19 protein-coding genes and 5 tRNA genes are annotated in these 17,675 nt (G+C 46.5%); 15 read left to right on the forward strand and 9 right to left on the reverse strand.

Features of this window, described 5'->3' with window-relative positions:
* Window positions 1-41: 41 nt before the first annotated feature.
* Together tusD and BGP75_RS13915 are read right to left on the reverse strand one after the other, a co-directional pair.
* Window positions 42-449, reverse strand: coding sequence for a sulfurtransferase complex subunit TusD (gene tusD / locus BGP75_RS13910; protein WP_233152925.1), 408 nt, complete (start codon window positions 447-449; stop codon window positions 42-44).
* 85 nt (window positions 450-534) lie between these two features.
* Window positions 535-1,215: a Bax inhibitor-1/YccA family protein gene (locus BGP75_RS13915; protein ID WP_076719432.1), complete on the reverse strand. Its 681-nt coding sequence runs from the start codon at window positions 1,213-1,215 to the stop codon at window positions 535-537.
* Between the two features lie 330 nt (window positions 1,216-1,545).
* On the opposite strand from BGP75_RS13915, the gene BGP75_RS13920 reads away from it, so the two are divergent.
* From BGP75_RS13920 to BGP75_RS13935, 4 genes are all read left to right on the forward strand, one after another.
* The gene (locus BGP75_RS13920) at window positions 1,546-2,286 is read left to right on the forward strand and encodes a pseudouridine synthase (RefSeq protein ID WP_076719433.1); all 741 of its coding nucleotides are present in this window, start codon (window positions 1,546-1,548) and stop codon (window positions 2,284-2,286) included.
* Window positions 2,287-2,410: 124 nt separating this feature from the next.
* A complete protein-coding gene (mtnN, locus tag BGP75_RS13925) occupies window positions 2,411-3,145 on the forward strand; it encodes a 5'-methylthioadenosine/S-adenosylhomocysteine nucleosidase (protein ID WP_076719608.1) in 735 nt (244 codons plus the stop codon).
* A gap of 141 nt (window positions 3,146-3,286) precedes the next feature.
* The gene (locus tag BGP75_RS13930) at window positions 3,287-4,462 is read left to right on the forward strand and encodes an alanine--glyoxylate aminotransferase family protein (RefSeq protein ID WP_076719434.1); all 1,176 of its coding nucleotides are present in this window, start codon (window positions 3,287-3,289) and stop codon (window positions 4,460-4,462) included.
* Between the two features lie 108 nt (window positions 4,463-4,570).
* Window positions 4,571-5,482: an NAD(P)-dependent oxidoreductase gene (locus tag BGP75_RS13935; protein WP_076719435.1), complete on the forward strand. Its 912-nt coding sequence runs from the start codon at window positions 4,571-4,573 to the stop codon at window positions 5,480-5,482.
* 22 nt (window positions 5,483-5,504) lie between these two features.
* Here the strand turns inward: BGP75_RS13935 and BGP75_RS13940 are convergent, their stop codons facing one another.
* The gene (locus BGP75_RS13940) at window positions 5,505-6,398 is read right to left on the reverse strand and encodes a DUF1853 family protein (RefSeq protein ID WP_076719436.1); all 894 of its coding nucleotides are present in this window, start codon (window positions 6,396-6,398) and stop codon (window positions 5,505-5,507) included.
* 9 nt (window positions 6,399-6,407) lie between these two features.
* Window positions 6,408-7,208, reverse strand: coding sequence for a response regulator (locus BGP75_RS13945; RefSeq protein WP_076719437.1), 801 nt, complete (start codon window positions 7,206-7,208; stop codon window positions 6,408-6,410).
* A 134-nt stretch (window positions 7,209-7,342) separates the two neighbouring features.
* Between BGP75_RS13945 and BGP75_RS13950 the strand changes: the two genes are divergently transcribed.
* The 8 genes from BGP75_RS13950 (at window position 7,343) to BGP75_RS13985 (ending at window position 10,848) form a co-directional block, all read left to right on the forward strand.
* Entirely contained in the window at window positions 7,343-7,651 is a 309-nt protein-coding gene (locus BGP75_RS13950; RefSeq protein WP_076719438.1) for an excinuclease ABC subunit C, read from the forward strand.
* A gap of 96 nt (window positions 7,652-7,747) precedes the next feature.
* On the forward strand, window positions 7,748-9,670 hold the full coding sequence (gene uvrC / locus BGP75_RS13955) for an excinuclease ABC subunit UvrC (RefSeq protein ID WP_076719439.1): 1,923 nt from the start codon (window positions 7,748-7,750) through the stop codon (window positions 9,668-9,670).
* Window positions 9,671-9,729: 59 nt separating this feature from the next.
* Window positions 9,730-10,278 (forward strand): CDP-diacylglycerol--glycerol-3-phosphate 3-phosphatidyltransferase, encoded by a 549-nt coding sequence (gene pgsA / locus BGP75_RS13960; protein WP_076719440.1) that lies wholly within the window; start codon window positions 9,730-9,732, stop codon window positions 10,276-10,278.
* A gap of 90 nt (window positions 10,279-10,368) precedes the next feature.
* Window positions 10,369-10,444: transfer RNA gene (locus tag BGP75_RS13965), tRNA-Gly, on the forward strand.
* Between the two features lie 18 nt (window positions 10,445-10,462).
* A tRNA-Cys gene (locus BGP75_RS13970) sits at window positions 10,463-10,536 on the forward strand.
* A gap of 5 nt (window positions 10,537-10,541) precedes the next feature.
* Window positions 10,542-10,628: transfer RNA gene (locus BGP75_RS13975), tRNA-Leu, on the forward strand.
* 55 nt (window positions 10,629-10,683) lie between these two features.
* Window positions 10,684-10,759: transfer RNA gene (locus BGP75_RS13980), tRNA-Gly, on the forward strand.
* A 15-nt stretch (window positions 10,760-10,774) separates the two neighbouring features.
* Window positions 10,775-10,848 (forward strand) — tRNA-Cys (locus BGP75_RS13985).
* Window positions 10,849-11,172: 324 nt separating this feature from the next.
* Here BGP75_RS13985 and BGP75_RS13990 read toward each other — a convergent pair.
* The 3 genes from BGP75_RS13990 to nhaA form a co-directional block, all read right to left on the reverse strand.
* Window positions 11,173-11,841, reverse strand: a complete 669-nt coding sequence (locus tag BGP75_RS13990) for a Bax inhibitor-1/YccA family protein (protein WP_076719441.1) — start codon at window positions 11,839-11,841, stop codon at window positions 11,173-11,175.
* Window positions 11,842-11,964: 123 nt separating this feature from the next.
* Complete coding sequence (locus BGP75_RS13995; protein ID WP_076719442.1) at window positions 11,965-12,408, reverse strand: Rap1a/Tai family immunity protein; 444 nt, start codon at window positions 12,406-12,408, stop codon at window positions 11,965-11,967.
* Window positions 12,398-13,609, reverse strand: coding sequence for a Na+/H+ antiporter NhaA (gene nhaA, locus BGP75_RS14000; RefSeq protein WP_076719443.1), 1,212 nt, complete (start codon window positions 13,607-13,609; stop codon window positions 12,398-12,400). Before nhaA ends, BGP75_RS13995 begins: the two co-directional genes overlap by 11 nt.
* A 107-nt stretch (window positions 13,610-13,716) precedes the next feature.
* Between nhaA and nhaR the strand changes: the two genes are divergently transcribed.
* From nhaR to BGP75_RS14015, 3 genes are all read left to right on the forward strand, one after another.
* On the forward strand, window positions 13,717-14,619 hold the full coding sequence (nhaR, locus tag BGP75_RS14005; RefSeq protein ID WP_076719444.1) for a transcriptional activator NhaR: 903 nt from the start codon (window positions 13,717-13,719) through the stop codon (window positions 14,617-14,619).
* A 148-nt stretch (window positions 14,620-14,767) separates the two neighbouring features.
* Entirely contained in the window at window positions 14,768-15,649 is an 882-nt protein-coding gene (locus tag BGP75_RS14010) for a DNA-binding protein (RefSeq protein WP_076719445.1), read from the forward strand.
* A gap of 94 nt (window positions 15,650-15,743) precedes the next feature.
* On the forward strand, window positions 15,744-16,199 hold the full coding sequence (locus tag BGP75_RS14015) for a hypothetical protein (protein ID WP_076719446.1): 456 nt from the start codon (window positions 15,744-15,746) through the stop codon (window positions 16,197-16,199).
* 127 nt (window positions 16,200-16,326) lie between these two features.
* On the opposite strand, the gene hpf is transcribed toward BGP75_RS14015, so the two are convergent.
* Both hpf and BGP75_RS14025 read right to left on the reverse strand, forming a co-directional pair.
* Window positions 16,327-16,704, reverse strand: coding sequence for a ribosome hibernation-promoting factor, HPF/YfiA family (hpf, locus tag BGP75_RS14020; RefSeq protein ID WP_076719447.1), 378 nt, complete (start codon window positions 16,702-16,704; stop codon window positions 16,327-16,329).
* Between the two features lie 166 nt (window positions 16,705-16,870).
* On the reverse strand, window positions 16,871-17,638 hold the full coding sequence (locus tag BGP75_RS14025; protein ID WP_076719448.1) for a hypothetical protein: 768 nt from the start codon (window positions 17,636-17,638) through the stop codon (window positions 16,871-16,873).
* Window positions 17,639-17,675 lie beyond the last annotated feature (37 nt).

Raw genomic sequence — 17,675 nt, forward strand, 5'->3', positions numbered from 1 at the left:
GTTTAAGTATTTACTCTTAGATCTTAACAGGCTCTGGGTTGTTAATAGCCAAAGGTCACTATTCGATCAGAACTCTGTGTTGCGTCGATCATCTGTCCAAGGCCAGAAAGAGTAAAGCCTTCAGCAAGATTGCTCGCATCTTTTTCAAAACGCTTAGCTTCATCACTATTAATTATCCCGCGTTTTAAGGCCGCTGCAATGCAGATGACCATGTCCAGTTGATACTGCTCACCCAATTGCTGCCATTTTAGCTGCAGGTCAACTTCATCCTGGGGGACTGCTACCAGTCTGCTGCCTATCTGAACAGCGTCTCCATAGAAAAACACCCGGTGAATTCGATGACCTTTTTCGATGGCTGTCTTGGTAAATCGATAAGCTGTTGACACCGACTGACTGCTATAAGGTGCCCCGTAAACCAGTATTGAGAAGCTAATAGGTGTTGGACTCATTCGACATGCTACCTGCTTTTCGCTAAGAACAAAAAAAGCCCCCGCGATTCAAAGAAGGCGAGGGCTTGTTACTGTCTGCCTGATATTAGTCGTCGCTGAGTACGCCAATGAGCGCCAGCAGATGTACGAACAGGTTATAGATGTTCAGGTACAAGCTAACGGTAGCCATTACATAGTTAGTGTAAGTACCGTTAACAATGTTGCTGGTATCATAGAGAATCATACCTGCCATCAGCAAAACGACCACAGCTGAGATAGCCGTGGAAAAGCCCGAAATCTGAACGCCAAACATCGGAAGCACAAAGCTCGCTACAATCGCGATCAGAACCACGATCATTCCGGCGGCAAGAAAACCTCCCATAAAGCTGAAGTCTTTACGACTGGTCAGCACATAGGCGCTCAAGCCGAAGAACGTCAGAGCGGTCATGCCCATAGCGGTCATAATAATTTCACCACCATTGGCCATTGCCAGGTAGTGATTGAGAATAGGTCCTAGTCCAAACCCCATCAAACCTGTAAACAAAAAGGTCAGTGGCAGTGCCCAGACACTATTCTGCATACGGTTAAGAACAAAAATCATCACGAAACTGCCAATAACACTACCGAAATAAACCATGACAGGCGGATTTATAACGATAGAAATGGCAGCAGTAATGGCGCTGAATACCAATGTCATGGCCAGCAACATATAGGTGTTGCGAATCATTTTATTGGTTTCTATCAGTGTGCGGCCCTGATGAGCAGCTGCAACTTGACTAGTTCTCATAAATCACCTTATTCGTTATAAAATACATATGTCTCTTTAAGTGCTACGGCCTTAATAGACCACCAAAGATCAGAATAGTTGCTTTTATAGCAGTCTTACCTGTTTGGTTCCACCCTTGAGTAAGCAAAAGGGTGATTGACTTGTTAAATCCCTCCCTTAAGATTAGCCCGTTTGTTAACAACAATGGGGGGTTTTGGTTACTTTTCAAGGTTTACATCAGTCAGGGTTTACGCCTGTTTTCCCTCACTGTGACTCTTTTTCTAACCTGGCCTTGGGCCAAGGATTCAAAATCACCGTACTTGTCGATACAACCCTCAGAGTTTTTGCCTAATGAGTGAGCTCCAAATCCTCTATCGTGATGATGATTATATTGTTATAAACAAACCCAGCGGACTGTTGGTACATCGTAGTGAAATTGATAAAAGGGAAACTCGTTTCGCGTTGCAGATGTTACGTGATCAGATTGGTCAGCGGGTTTATCCCGTTCATCGCCTGGATAAGCCAACCTCTGGAGTGCTGGTCTTTGCCCTCCACTCCGGTGCCGCCAGCAAATTGCAACAGGCTTTCAGCGAACGACAGGTAAACAAAGAGTATATGGCTGTGGTGCGTGGCTACGCCCCTGAGTCCGGAATTATCGATTACGCATTAAGTGATAAAAGGGAGAAGGAAGAGAAACGCCATGCCGACGACCTGCGAGAACCTCAACCGGCTCTTTCAGAATATCAACGCATAGCAACCATTGAGCTTCCCTTCTCAACAGGTCGTTTTAGCACCAGTCGTTACTCATTGGTCAGGGTTGTTCCCGAAACCGGTCGAAAACACCAGATACGCCGGCATCTGCACCACATCGCTCATCCGATAATAGGTGACACCCGGTACGGAGAAGGGCGCCACAACAGGCTTTTCAGAGAACAGTTCCAAAGTTATAGATTACTACTCTGGTCAAGAAGTGTTTCTTTTTCACACCCCTTCACCGGCGAAGAAATCCAGGTGTCTACCGGTGTTCCTGAAGATATAATGCCATTGTTTGATAGATTTGGCTGGCCCGATCCCCAAAACGGTCAGTGTTAGCTTTTTTTCAAAAACGCCAGATTTTTAGCCGCAAGCTGTTTTAAACACCAAACAATATATGGATAGATAGATGACCAGCACTAATCAAACTTCTGATACACCAGGATCGGCAATTGTCGAGAGAATGAATTCCAAATCCCAGAATCAGATCATCGGCATAATTGGAGCCATGGAGGAAGAAGTTACCTACCTCAGGGATCAGTTGGTCGGCAGGCAGGACCTGAATGTAGCAGGATACGAATTTCATAGCGGCCAACTATCCGGCCAGCAAGTCGTTCTGCTGAAATCAGGCATTGGCAAAGTCAATGCCGCTATAGGTACGACTATTCTGCTTGAGCGATTCCAGCCTCTTTGCATTATCAATACCGGTTCCGCGGGTGGTTTTGCCCAGGATCTGGACATTGGTGACGTGGTTATTTCTTCAGAAGTTCGTCAGCACGACTTTGATCTTACCGTATTTGGCTACGAACACGGTCAGGTACCTCAGATGCCCGCAGCATTTACACCAGACCCCAAGTTGGTAGAAATCGCCCAGGAAAGTATCCGAAAGGTACAGGATGTAAAAACAGTACTGGGCCTGATTGCTACTGGCGATGCTTTCATGAATGATCCAGAGAAGGTTGCCGAGGCCAGGGCAAAATTCCCCGATATGCTAGCGGCTGAGATGGAAGCCGGTGCTATTGGCCAGACCTGTTTTCGATATCAGGTCCCCTTTATTATCTTCCGCGCATTGTCGGATATAGCCGGTAAGGAATCTTCTGTTTCGTTTAAAGAATTTCTGGAGCAGGCTGGGATACATTCCGCCCATATGGTGATTGAGATGGTCCGAGAATTGGGTGAGCTGAAAAAACATTGCTGAAATGAGTGCGGAAAAGTTACTTTAAATCGCAATATATTGGTTTAACAATACTCTGCAATCTATTGAAAATAAACATTAAGATTATGGTTTGACACTATTCCTTTAGCCGACTGCTAATTAAAATTTGAGGATACTAACGGTATGACACAGTCATTTTATCCACCAGTACGAACCTTGATGGGCCCCGGTCCATCTGATGTTAGTCCACGAGTATTGGCAGCATTGTCGCGTCCTACGATTGGCCATCTTGATCCGGAATTCGTTCGCATGATGGATGAAGTGAAGGAGTTGTTGCAGTACAGTTTCAAAACTTCTAATCCACTAACCTTGCCTGTATCCGCTCCTGGCTCCGCCGGTATGGAAGCCTGTTTTGTAAACTTAGTGGAGCCCGGTGACAAGGTGGTTGTTTGTCAAAACGGTGTATTTGGCGGACGTATGGCAGAAAATGTCTCTCGCTTTGGCGGCCAGGTGATCCCTATTGAAGACGAATGGGGCAAACCCGTTGATGTTGACAAAGTCAAAGCAGCGTTCGCCGAACATGACAACGTTAAGGCTTTGGCATTCGTTCACGCCGAAACCTCAACCGGCGTAAGATCTGACGCAGCGGAACTCTGTGCAGTAGCAAAAGAGAATGGAGCCCTGGTTATCATGGATGCGGTCACCAGCCTGGGTGGCATTGAAGTAGATGTAGATGGCTGGGGAGTTGATGCTGTCTACTCCGGCACGCAAAAGTGTCTGTCATGCCCACCTGGAATTTCCCCCATCAGTTTTAGCCAACAAGCAGTAGATGTTGTGCGTCAACGACGCTCTGCTGTTCCCAGTTGGTTTCTGGATAAGAACCTTGTCATGGGCTATTGGGGTGAAGGCGCCAAACGCACTTACCACCACACAGCACCGGTTAACTCGCTCTACGCATTACATGAATCTCTGGTGATATTAAAAGAAGAAGGGTTGGAGAACGCCTGGACACGTCATCATAATCATCACCTGGCCCTGAAGTCTGGTATTGAGGCAATGGGGCTTAGCTTCCTTGTCGACGAAGCCCATCGTCTACCCCAGTTGAATACTGTGCAGATACCCGACGGAGTGGATGAAGCCAGAGTTCGGTCAAAACTACTGAACAATTATGGCTTGGAAATTGGTGCAGGCTTGGGGTCATTGGCCGGAAAGGTCTGGAGAATCGGTTTGATGGGTCACTCATGCCGTATACCTAATGTACTTCTGTGCCTTAATGCCTTGGAAAATGTTTTGATTGCAGAAGGCGTTGAGCTTAATAGAGGCGCTGCGGCAGCTGCTGCTTCAGCCAACCTGAGTTAGTTTATACAAAACAAAATTCCGGGTATCCCTATCTGGATACTGGATATTACGTACCTCACTGTCAGTTAGTCGCTGAATATTGGTCATAGAAAGGCTAAGGAGCAAAGTATGAGCCAGAAAACAGTCGCATTTATCGGCTTGGGAGTCATGGGTTTTCCGATGGCCGGGCATCTCCAAAAAGCAGGCTACGATGTTTGTGTTTACAATCGAACTCAATCCAAGGCGCAAAAATGGGTAGAAATGTATGGAGGTCGATTTGAAACAACTCCAGCCAAAGCGGCAAAAGGCGCATCTATTGTCTTTGCCTGTGTGGGTAACGATCATGATTTACGTAGTGTAACCATTGGCCTGGAAGAAGTCGCTGAGGCAACAAGTCCTGCCGATGGAGCCTTTGCAGGAATGGAAGCTGATGCGATATTTGTAGACCATACGACAGCCTCTGCTGAAGTCGCTCGTGAACTTTGTGAAATAGCCAATAGCCGGGGGTTGAGATTCCTTGATGCACCGGTTTCAGGTGGTCAGGCGGGGGCTGAGAACGGAGCCTTAACGGTAATGGTTGGAGGTCAGCGGCAAGCTTATGATGAGGCGGAACCTGCAATCAATGTATTTTCCCGCTCAGTACGGTTAATGGGAGAATCCGGGGCAGGGCAGCTGACCAAAATGGTCAATCAGATCTGTATAGCCGGCCTGGTACAGGGGCTTTCCGAGGGCATCCATTTCGCTATGCGTTCCGGCCTGGACCCCAAAGCGGTGGTGGAGGTTATATCTAAAGGAGCGGCTCAATCCTGGCAGATGGAAAATCGTTATGAAACGATGGTGGACAATAAGTTTGATTATGGCTTCGCCGTCGATTGGATGCGCAAGGATCTAGGCATAGTGCTGGATGAAGCGCGTAACAATGGGGCTCAGCTCCCTGTCACAGCGTTGGTCGATCAATTCTATGCTGATGTACAAGGGCTCGGCGGAGGTCGCTGGGATACATCCAGTTTACTGAAACGATTTGAGCATAAAGAAGGATAAATACCAATGGCCTAAATACCGGCTAATTGTGCCAAGACCGGGGGACGACAACCCCTCGGTCTTTTTCCACCCAGCCGCACTCTGTCTTTTGTAAACGAGCTAACATTAAAGGCCTCTTGTCCAGCCTTTGGATAACCTCCTGGCAAGCAAGCGTCTCCTCATTAACAGCGTCTGCTTTGACAACCGGCTGTGTTGTCAGCCATTGCATTCGATCAAGCAGCCTGTATCTCGTTTCGGCTAATTCCATCGTTAAAAAGTCATCTTGACGAAGCCACCAGCCTGTCAGGTGCGATGTTTCGATTATGCCAGGACACTGCTCCTGAGGTGAATCATCGGATAGTCTGTAATAGAATAACCGCCCGCGAAATATGGCTAATTTTCTATCTACACAGATCCCGTTTTTCATTAGAACTTTCTTGGCTTCGGGGTGATCAGCCAGCTTTAACTGGTGGTCTCGCATTTTGGTGACTTTATTGGCCAGGCAATCTGAGCGATTCAGCCCCAGCCATTGATTAGCGTTCTTTCCTGATTCGGGTGACAGATAGAACTTTACACAGACTTCCAGATGCGTGTAGGAGCCGCTCCCCTTTGGGCGATATAAAAGATCAAACTCACCAATTGTTCGTTGAGGTGATTGAACTCGCAGGGCTGGCTGAATCTGCGCGACTTCAGAACAATGCTCGAGATAGAATGTCAGAAGCAATTCAAAATAGATCCCCAGCCTGCGCGGGGAAAAGCGCTCTAAATAAGATTCTAACTGTTCGGGCTGTTTATCCAGCTCATTCAGAAAGGGGATAACCGCTTCATCACCCCATATGCGCTGCTGACCCGGAGGGGTAAGTAAGCATAGCTGGGGGCTCAACAACGACCAGGCTAAATCTCTCACTGCTGGCGACTGATAGTTGCTGTTGTGCACAGCTGACCCTCATTGATGAGAGAGCAGGTTAATCATTAGGGATTTCATATGGTCTGGCGTGAAGGGTTTATCACAAATCGCATTGACTCCCGCGCGTTTGACGCCATTTAATCGTGTTTCATTCTGCTCAGATGTAACCATTAGAATAGGGACATAGGGTTGGCTTGAGTGCTCTCGTATATGCTGTGTCAGCTGCTCTCCATCCATATTCGGCATGTTGTAATCGGTAAAAATCAAATCAAACTCATGCGCTTCAATCAGCTCCAAGGCCTCGTTACCATCATGAGCCATGATTATTTTATGGACGCCTATATTTTCAAGAACCCGTCTTATGTGCTTGAGTGAAAAATCACTGTCATCCACCACCAGAACCTTCAGTTCATCAACTTCATAATCATCCAGATCAAGCTCCTCCGGATCGACGAATGCCAGTGTAGCCTCCAGCGCTTTAACAAGATCTTCATGACGAAATGGTTTTGGCAATATGGCAACGGACCCGGCTTGTCGTATAGGGTCTATGTGGTCTGGACGAGTCTCGCTGGAAATCAACATAAATGGAATGTTTTCAAGTGTCTCGTTACTGCGCATTTTGCTTACTAGCGCTACGCCATCACCATCAGGCAGGTACATGGCACTAATGGCTAAATCGGGTGAATATCGCTCCATGTAAAGCAATGCTTCCTCCATATTCGCCGCTGTGTCTATAGAAGTGCAGCCCGAATCTGTCAGCTCTTTACAAATAACCTTTTGCTGAAAACTCGAGGGTTCAACGACCAGAATTGATAATTCGTTAACACTAATAGAAGCCATGAAGCAAACATCCGAGCTAAATCATTGTGGATAGTGAGGTTTTTGTTGTCTAAAACGTTAGGCCTTGTGAATATACTATGGCTGCTTGTGTTAACATGTGTCAATGTGAATTCAGTTCATTTTTGGAAATCGTGATGAATAGCATGCTAAGCAAACAAGAGCGAGAAAAGCTGTCCGCTCAGGACCGCCACCCGATGCTTGCTGACAACGACATCAATCGGGTCCTGGTAAACGGAGCGAGCATTGCTCTAACCAAACTCAAAAGGGCCAAGACTTTTGATGCAAGGCTCTACTACTATGCCGAAATAGGTGTTTACCTGGAGGTCTCACTATCAATCGGCGCTGGTATTACCGACGATACCCGATTACAGCTGGAAGAGATGCATAGCGAAGCCACTCATTTTCATATGCAAAAGAGTAAAAACTTTAAGCTGGAGCGCTAACGCTTATTTTTCTGCACACCAAGCGTTCATTATCTCCCAAGACCCAGCGTTCTCATTTAAAATGCTGCCAATCAACTCAGGCTCCTAAGTTAACCCATGCCTTCAAACCACAGTCCCGTCAACCTTGAACCATTTGATAGCCAGGCATTTCTTGCTCAAACCACCCAGAGACCCGGCGTTTACCAGATGCTCTCTGCTGAAGGCGACGTGCTCTATGTTGGCAAAGCGAAGAATCTGAAACAACGCTTGGCCAGTTATTTCCGCAGCAGCGGTCTTGCTATAAAAACCCAGGCGCTGGTTCAGCGCATTCAAGGTATTCAATTAACGATTACCGGTAGTGAAACAGAAGCGCTGCTGCTCGAACAGAACCTGATCAAAAAACTGCGCCCTCCTTACAATATTCTGCTGCGGGACGACAAGTCCTACCCGTTCATCTTTATTTCAGACACGCATCAGTATCCTGCCATTCAATTTCATCGTGGCAGTCGTCGGCACAAAGGGCGCTATTTTGGCCCTTTTCCCAGTAGCGGTGCCGTACGCGACAGCCTGAATCTACTCCAGAAAATCTTCCGCATACGTCAGTGTGAAGAAAGTTTTTTCAAAAACAGGAGCAGACCTTGTTTGCAATACCAGATAAATCGTTGCAGCGGCCCCTGTGTTAATAAAATAACACCAGAAAACTACGCAGATGATATTCGCCATGCAATGATGTTTCTGGAGGGTAAAAACCAGTCCATCCGGGATGAGCTTGCAAAGCAGATGGAGCGGGCCGCTGAGTCTCTGGATTTCGAACTGGCCGCTGAGTTGCGTGATCAGATCATCAGCCTTCAGAAGGTTCAGGAAGAACAGCATATCAGCGGAGTAGAAGGCGATGCTGATATTCTTGCCTGTGCAATCAGCGCTGGTGCAGCATGCATTCATCAACTCTTTGTTAAAGGCGGGCGAGTCATTGGCAGTAAGGCTCATTATCCAAAACTGGCCCTGGAAACCACTGAATCGGAACTGCTGAGCAGTTTCATTGGTCAGTACTACTTGCAAGGAGCTGAAATACAATTAAATGCAGAGAACGGGACAGAGCAACAACACTCACCCGTCATAAGCAGTAGCCAGGGATCTGCCCGACCAGTCCCTCCCCAGTTGATACTGAGCCATGAAGCTGATGATGTGGACTGTCTTGTCGCAGCGCTGACAGCCGTGCGGGGCAAACGCATTCAGGTCACCAGTCGAGTCAGAGGCGCTCGCAGCAACTGGCTGAAGCTGGCAATGACAAACGCCGAGCAACAGATTCAGAATTTTATTGCCAACCGACAAAATATCTATCGCCGTTACATTGAGTTACAGGAAGCGCTTGGATTGGATGAGGCGCCAAAACGAATGGAGTGTTTTGATATCAGTCACAGCTCTGGAGAGGCAACCGTTGCCTCTTGCGTGGTCTTTGATAACCAGGGGCCTAAAAAATCAGATTACCGTCGATTCAACATTGAGACTGCAGTTGCGGGAGATGATTATGGAGCTATGAATGAAGCGCTGACAAGACGCTACAAACGGCTTAAGAAGGATGATGCAATTCTACCGGATATTTTGATAGTCGATGGTGGCAAGGGCCAGCTTAAGCAGGCCAAGGAAGTTCTTGCTGAATTACAGATCGATACGATCCTGGTATTAGGCATTGCCAAGGGGGTTACCCGCAAGCCGGGGCTGGAGTCCATTATTCACGCTGATACATACGATGAGCTGGTGCTGCCGACTAACTCAGGTGCTTTGCATCTTCTCCAGCATATTCGCGATGAAGCCCATCGCTTTGCCATCACCGGTCATCGCCAGCGCCGCGCTAAAAAAAGAGGACAGTCCGCACTGGAGCAAATACCGGGTGTAGGCCCCAAAAGGCGTAAGGAATTGCTTAAGCATTTCGGTGGAGTCCAGGAAATAGGCCGCGCCAGCGTTGAAGAAATTGCAAAAGTCTCTACCATTAGCCGGGTCATGGCCGAAGAAATTTATGCCCATCTTCATCGAGATTAATATTTGTTTATACTGTCTCGACAGAATCACCTCAACATTAGAGAGTTAATTAAGATTCAATGAACATCCCGAACGTTCTGACGGTAATTCGAATAGCACTGATTCCTTGTATCGTTGTAGTTTACTATTTGCCTTACGGCTGGAGCCTGTATGGAGCTGCCGGTATTTTTGCGATGGCTGCCGCTACCGATTGGCTGGATGGCTATCTGGCCAGGAAACTGAACCAATCAACCGCTTTTGGTGCGTTTCTAGACCCGGTTGCAGACAAGCTGATGGTTTCGGTGGCACTGGTTATGCTGGTCGAATCCTACGCAGACCCGTTCCTAACGGTTCCAGCTGTGATCATCATTGGTCGGGAGATTGTCATATCAGCCCTGCGGGAGTGGATGGCAGAGCTAGGCAAGCGCGCCAGCGTTGCTGTGTCGATTATCGGCAAGCTCAAGACCATGCTTCAGATGCTGGCAATATTTCTGTTGCTGGGAACTGTACCAGGGAGCACAGGGGCCTACGTTGGAGAGGTGACTTTATATGCGGCAGCGGTGCTTACGCTCTGGTCAATGTGGATGTATTTGCGAGCGGCCTGGCCTGACTTGGTAAAAGATCTCTAAATTATTCAGATATATACTTTTCGCTGTATTGACATGACAAGGCAGCTATCTATAATACGCACCACCTGATCGATTGGTCAGGCGAATAGAGCGGGAATAGCTCAGTTGGTAGAGCACGACCTTGCCAAGGTCGGGGTCGCGAGTTCGAGTCTCGTTTCCCGCTCCAAATTCTTTTGCGTCATCTGGCTGGATGGCAGAGTGGTCATGCAGCGGACTGCAACTCCGTTAACGCCGGTTCGATTCCGACTCCAGCCTCCATCCGCGCCCGGGTGGCGAAATTGGTATACGCAACGGATTTAAAATCCGTCGATCTAACGATCATGCCGGTTCAAGTCCGGCTCCGGGCACCAATACTTATTGGTACCAGGCTGAAAAGCCTGATAATGTAAGACGTCTAAGATTTTAGCGGGAATAGCTCAGTTGGTAGAGCACGACCTTGCCAAGGTCGGGGTCGCGAGTTCGAGTCTCGTTTCCCGCTCCAGTTTTCAGGTCATCCGGCTGGATGGCAGAGTGGTCATGCAGCGGACTGCAACTCCGTTAACGCCGGTTCGATTCCGACTCCAGCCTCCATTCCTCAGTTGTGTTTCTATCACAAGCCAAGACGGATTAACTTCAGACATTCAAGTTCGATCGTCTCTTCCGGTAATAAATATAGATAATCGTCACCGCTCGATCTTGTAACAATATCGGTAGCCTTGGCGGAGTTGGTATTTCGATGCTGACATCCAGCAAGAGGACAGGGAAGATATGGAGTTCCGAATATCTTGTTAAAGGTGTTCTTTCACCACCAGGACAGTAGTAACAGGAACAACAGGGAAACAATAAAAAGGTCGGTTGCGCAGACTCCTGAACGACCGACCCTGTAGACTCTCAATCTGATTTAACGGAGTTGACTTACTCTCCTGAATTCATAAAGCCCAGCAGGTGCAACAAGCTGGTAAACAGGTTGAATATGGCTACATAAAGAGTAACGGTTGCCATAATGTAGTTAGTTTCTCCACCGCGAATGATGTCGCTGGTCTGGTATAGGATCAGACCGCTCATCAGCAGTACAAACATGGCGGATACTGCAAGCGACAGTATCGGCATTTCAAAAAACACCGCTCCCAGCCCTGCAACAAACGCCACCAATATTCCGGCCGTCAAAAACCCACCCATGAAGTTGAAGTCTTTTTGGCTGGTCAAAGCATAAGCGGATAAGCCAATAAAAATAACAGCGGTTCCTCCCATGGCAGTCATTACTATCTGAGAACCATTACTCATCGCCAGATAAGCATTGATGATCGGACCCAATGTGTAGCCCATGAATCCTGTCAGAGCAAAGACACACAACAGACCAATACCGCTGTTGCGAAATTTAGTCGTTAAAAACAACAAACCAAAGTAACCTACCAGCGTAATAATAATGCCGGGATGAGATAAGTTTAATGCTGCAGCAGCCCCTGCTGTCAGAGCGCTGAATAACAAAGTCATGGAGAGCAGGGCATAGGTATTGCGTAGAACCTTGTTAATTTCTAACGTTTGAGTCTGCCCACTAGATGCAAGGACTTTGGTTGTTTCCATGGTGAAGCTTCCTGTTAATCAATGATATTGCCGGGTTAAATAATTTGCTGGATTAATATGCAGTCAGATCAAGCTGGGAAAACCGCCCGGGAATGGGCGGTTAATGTTCTGCCTCAAATAAATCTACTCGCAAGGATAATGAGGCTTCAATGCCTTATAAATTTGAGTGGTTAATGTTTTAGCTGCCCCTGCTGGCAGTGACAGTTGTTTTGAAACGATATTGGCAATACGACGCTGCGACTCGTCACCTGTTTCGCAAAAAAGTCTAAAAGACTCTGAGGGGCCTGACTCTGTCTTGCCAATTCTGGTCCGATAAGCTCTTTCCACAAATGCAGACTGCTTACCACCTCCTGTTGTAGCTATTTCATTATCGGTAACAAATGCTCCGGTCAGAACCCCCTGGAGATAGTAGCGACAGGACTGAGCACTATCCTGCTCGGGGTTCGCAGTTAATGCCTGACAGGATTCAAGTAATTGCTGATTGTCATCTACGTTATTACCTCCCATTGAAAAAGCAGAAAACGATACGAACGAGGTCATTAGTAATAAATAGGCGCTAGCTTTCACTGAGTTGCTCCCGTAGCTTCTTTTTCGGTTGTGAGCGCGCTATCAACATGGACCCTGCTAATGCCGCACACAGAGATCCAACAAGCACACCCAGTTTTACATCTATCAGGTAGTCAATACCTTGAGTCTCGAATGCTAAAGACCCGATAAACAGACTCATGGTGAAACCAATACCGCAGAGCACGGTTACTGCATAGAACTGTAACCAGGTTGCACCTTCCGGCAGTTTTGCCAGGCCCATTTTTATGGCGATCCAGCAGGCACCAAATATCCCCACTTGCTTACCAATAAATAAGCCAAGGGCAATACCTAAAGGAATAGGGTTAAGTAGCGAGTCTATAGAAACTCCCGTTAACGATACGCCAGCATTGGCAAAAGCAAATAATGGCAATATCGCAAACGCAACCCAGGGATGTAACGAATGCTCAAGATGAGGCAGCATCGGATAGCCATCATTATTCTCAAGCTTTAAGGGAATAAACCAGGCAACGGCGAAACCTGCCAGGGTTGCATGAACTCCAGACTTAAGCACAGCAACCCATACGATAATACCGATAACGATATAGGCAGCCTGACTTCTGACTGAGCAGCGATTTAATACAAAAAGAGAAATCAAGCCGACTGCGGCCACGGAAAAAGAGAGAAATGACAATTCGCTCGAATAGAAGACTGCTATAATCAGAATAGCGCCTATGTCATCAAATATAGCGACCGATAACAGAAAGAGCTTTAATGAAATGGGGATTCGATTACCAAAGAGGCTAAAGATACCCAAAGCGAAAGCAATATCTGTAGCTGACGGAATAGCCCAGCCTTGCACGGCTACGGAGTCATGCTGATTTAAAGCAAAATAGATCAGTGCTGGCGCAATAATTCCTGCCAAAGCCCCGATCCCCGGAAGCACTACCTGGACAGGAGAGGATAAATGGCCAGTAAATACTTCTCGCTTTATTTCAAGACCGACCAAGAAGAAGAATACCGCCATTAACCCGTCGTTAATCCATAATAACAAGGGCTTGGCAATATCAAGCTCGCCCACACGTATTTGCAGCGGTGTCGCCAGAAAGCCTTCGTAGAAACCGGCAAGGGGACTATTGGCTAAAATCATTGCCGTAACAGCCATCAGCACCAACAGTACACCCCCTGCTGATTCGTGCTGAATTAGACTTTTAAAGGACATTGTACTTTTTTGAGCAGTCATATCTTCCACATATCCATGAATTAAGGTTACTTATAGCTTAGTTGTTGACATCTGTATATTCGAATATAATTTAATTATTCATCGAAATATTCGAAGGCCTTGGTCATATGACCCCCCTGAATTATAACCATCTCTACTATTTTTATGCTGTCGCTACAGACGGCAGCATTACCAAGGCCAGCACAAGACTGCATTTAAAGCCGCAAACAATCAGCGGCCAAATAAGTAGCTTTGAGGCACACATTGGCGTTGAGCTGTTTGACCGCAGGGGGAAAACCCTCCATCTTTCTGAAATAGGTCGTTTAATTTATGGGTACGCTGAAGAGATTTTCCAGCTTGGTGATGAACTAAAAGCTGTTCTAAAAACTCAGGAACCCGCTCGCTGGCAAACCTTCACCATAGGAGTAACGGATGCAATACCAAAAGCTCTGGCGTATAAATTGATCAGCCCGGCATTAAACATGGCAGAACCGGTACGACTTATTTGCAATGAAGGCGATCAGGATAGCCTGCTGGCTGATCTGGCGGTCAATAGACTGGACCTGGTGTTAACAGATCAACCCCTTCCAGCTGGCGGTCACATCAAGGCTTACAATCATGGACTGGCAGAGAGCGGTTTTACATTTTTTGCAGCAGCGAAACTTGCCTCAGTATGCAAAGAAAGCTTCCCCAAGTCACTATCAGGACAGCCTTTTTTGCTGCAGGGTAAAAAGTCTGCTGCCAGACAGCGTCTTTCATCGTGGTTTGAAAAGTACGATATTGTTCCCAGGATTATCGCTGAGTTTGACGACAGCGCACTGATGAAATCATTCGGACAAGAGGGATACGGCGCCTTTGCTGCACCAACACTGATGGAGAAGATGATCGTTTCCCAGTTTAATGTTGAAATTATCGGCCGCACAGAGGAAATCAAAGAACATTATTATGCCATCTCTCCAGATCGGCGGCTCAAGCATCCAGCAATCGTGGAAATAGTTAACGCCGCAACGGCGGCAACGATTGAAACCTGAGAAATTGAGCAAGCTTAGATAGACACACCTAATTAAGCTCCTGCTGTTGATCCCACGTTAACAGAGCACTCTGGTTATCTTTCTGCTGATGATATTTAAACCAATCGTATGATAATATACGTATTAAATAATATGTATGGTGTATTTTATGGGCAAGTCAACCTATGATTTGGTCTTTGAGACAGCAGACGAGCTGCTTAAAGAAGGGATTAGACCTTCTCAGCAAAATGTACGAGCCCGTACGGGAAAGGGTAGTGCAACAACTATACACAAGGCTTTGAATGATTGGTGGCAAGGCCTGAGTGCCAGAATTTATCCTACCGATGACAGTAACGAATTGCCGGAATTTCTGACCTCAGCTGTTGCTGATATTTGGAATCAAGCTCAACAGAGAGCTCAACACCAACTGCTAGAGCAACAAAAAAACCTTAAGCAAGAAGCAGAAGTAGAACGAAAAGCGATGGATGCCGCTAAGACAGAGGCAAGAGAGAAAATAGAACAGCTGGTTGTTAAGCTTGATAGGGCATATCAAACAATTGAGCAGTTACAGAATAATCTGGAGCAATCCAGAAAAGAAAACCTGGAGCTTGAACGAAGTTTAATTAAAGAAAGCGCACTCCTTGCTGAGCACCAACGGGAAATAAAATCGCAAGAGAAAGTGATCTGCAAGATGGAGCTACAACTGATCGAGCAAGATTCAGCAATACTGGAGCAGTCTAGAACTAACGCGAATAATTCATCTTATATTATTGATAATAAAGAAAACATAGAGAACTCTTCTGCCTCTCTTGTGTGTGAAAATGAAAATCTTAAATCAGCAATATCAAAACTTGATACAAAGTTAGCAGAAAGAGAAGCGCTGCTTTCCAGCAGCCAGGATGAATTACTGGATGCAAAAAGACGTTACTACCGGTTAGAAAGCGGCCTGGAGAGTGATGCCGCACTCAAAGAAGCTTCATTCCAAGAGGAAATTAACGCTAAGAATCGCGAAATAGAGCGCCTACTGGCACTAGTGGCCGACAAACGGTAGGATTGCGCTAGCCGTTAGCAAGACCCTAAAGCACTCGGACTCTTCCAGTCGATAATTTATTGTTTTTCAAAAGCCAGGACGTTTTGGTCAACGAATGAATATTTCTTTATCCAACAGCCTAAGGGCAACAGAGGTTCTGCGAATAGTTAAGGATGCTGCCTCAGACTCTACGCTCTGCTGTCAAAGCGAACGGCAGTTTGCATTAGTTAAAATTGCGCTATTGAAATCTCAGAGAGCTGACCTGAGCATCCAGCTGCAGGATGCCCAGGGTTCCCTGTTGAAGCAGGTCATTCCCCGACGGAAAAACAAGCCAGAGTCACCAGCATCAGAGGAACTTTCTAATTCACAAATCAAAGCCATCAAAACACTTGAAAGTGCTTTCAGGCAGTGTCAGGCAGAGAAGCTTTCAATTGTCGGTTTCAGTGATGGACTTGTCGCTTTACCGGAAAAGCTGGGGCTATCTTTAGCCGTGCTCAGCTCAACATCGGCGTTAGATGTTGATGCCAGCGACGTCTACAAGGGATTTGAGTCGGATTGTGATGAAGATTAAGACTGTTGATGATGAGCAGTATAGCATAAGCAGTAATAGCGAAAGGGCACAGGACGGTAGCCACAAAAAAGGCCAAGTTGAATGCTCGGCCTTTATGGATGATTAACCATAAATCAAGATTCAAGAGCTAAACTTCTTCTGAATACTCTTCCGCTTCCAGCTCTTCATCAGTAACAGAATCAGCAATGATCTCTTGATGCTTGAGGCCAATACCTCTTTTATTGGACTGTTTTTCCTTGGCTTTTGTGAGCTGACGCTCCACTTTCCCACCAAGCGCATCAATAGCGGCATATAGGTTATCGCCTTTAGCTTTGGCAAACAGCTCTTTACCATTGACATGAAATGAAGCCTCAACAAGATCACCCTGGGCGTCTTTGTCGATGATTATATTCATTCGGGTGACTTTTTCGTAGTGATCTCCCTGGCGAAGGAGTCGAGAGGAAATGTGCTCTCTGACAGAGTCTGAAATTTTCGCTTCATGCCGGGCAGAAATATTAAGATGCATAAATTGTATCCTTATCAACTTGTATGGAAATAAACGCTTTCAAGCGGTTTTGCTCTCCTTTTCCTTGGTGTTGAACGACGGAGTGGTAAACAAACTTGCATTCTTAAGTCATTTATATAGCAACCTGTAAGCTGTCGTCTACAGGTTGCTAAAAAAAGTTGCCAATTTAGCCTAAGAATGTGCGTGTATCTTCGATTACGCTGCTGTGAGGAAGTTCAACAAGCTTGATTAACTCAAGCGTGTCGGAGGACGTATCAAAAAGCCCCAGACTAAAATCATGGGTAGTCAGTCGATAGCGCAACATATAATTTTCTGCGGAGAAGGAGAGGGCAATAGTCCCGCCAGATTCTCCTTCAATTCGAGGCTCCGTCTTTATATCAACGGAATGGTAGTTCAGGTGCTTAAAGCTGGTACCCAATAATTGATTGAGAATATAGTCATGCTTGAGAAGTTTTTGTACTCTCCGTCCATTGCTGAGATCTTTGATCTGATAACCGAACCCCTTATTAACCACCTTGTAACTCAATTCAGTTCCCGTAATCGTATTTTTGAGACTCATCCGCAGTCTGTCTTTGCTGATAAATTCCGTTGTTGGTACCCAGGCCTCCCAAGAGGATCGAGGACAGAACTGCTCCAGAATTTCCAGAACCTGCATACAGTTTTCACGAAAAACATCAGGATCAGCTTCATGCTGATAACGCCAATAATTGCCAGTTCGAGCTTCAAATCCTGCAAAGCCTGTATCGCCCAATTCATCAATACATAAACCAGGCTCTTTAAGATCATTACAGGCTGAACTGGGCTTTAGCAGACCGTCACTTATCTCTCCCCATTCGATTTTTTTCTCAAAAAGTTCGCCGCTACGGTAGCGAACCCGAAGTCCTTCGGCAGGCAAGTCTTCGGGTTTAATATGTATCATCACATGAGCTGCCATTCAGTGATCTCCTCGGTTGTATACTGCTAGCTATAAA

This window comes from Motiliproteus sp. MSK22-1 (assembly GCF_001968815.1).
Taxonomy (GTDB): domain Bacteria; phylum Pseudomonadota; class Gammaproteobacteria; order Pseudomonadales; family Balneatricaceae; genus Motiliproteus.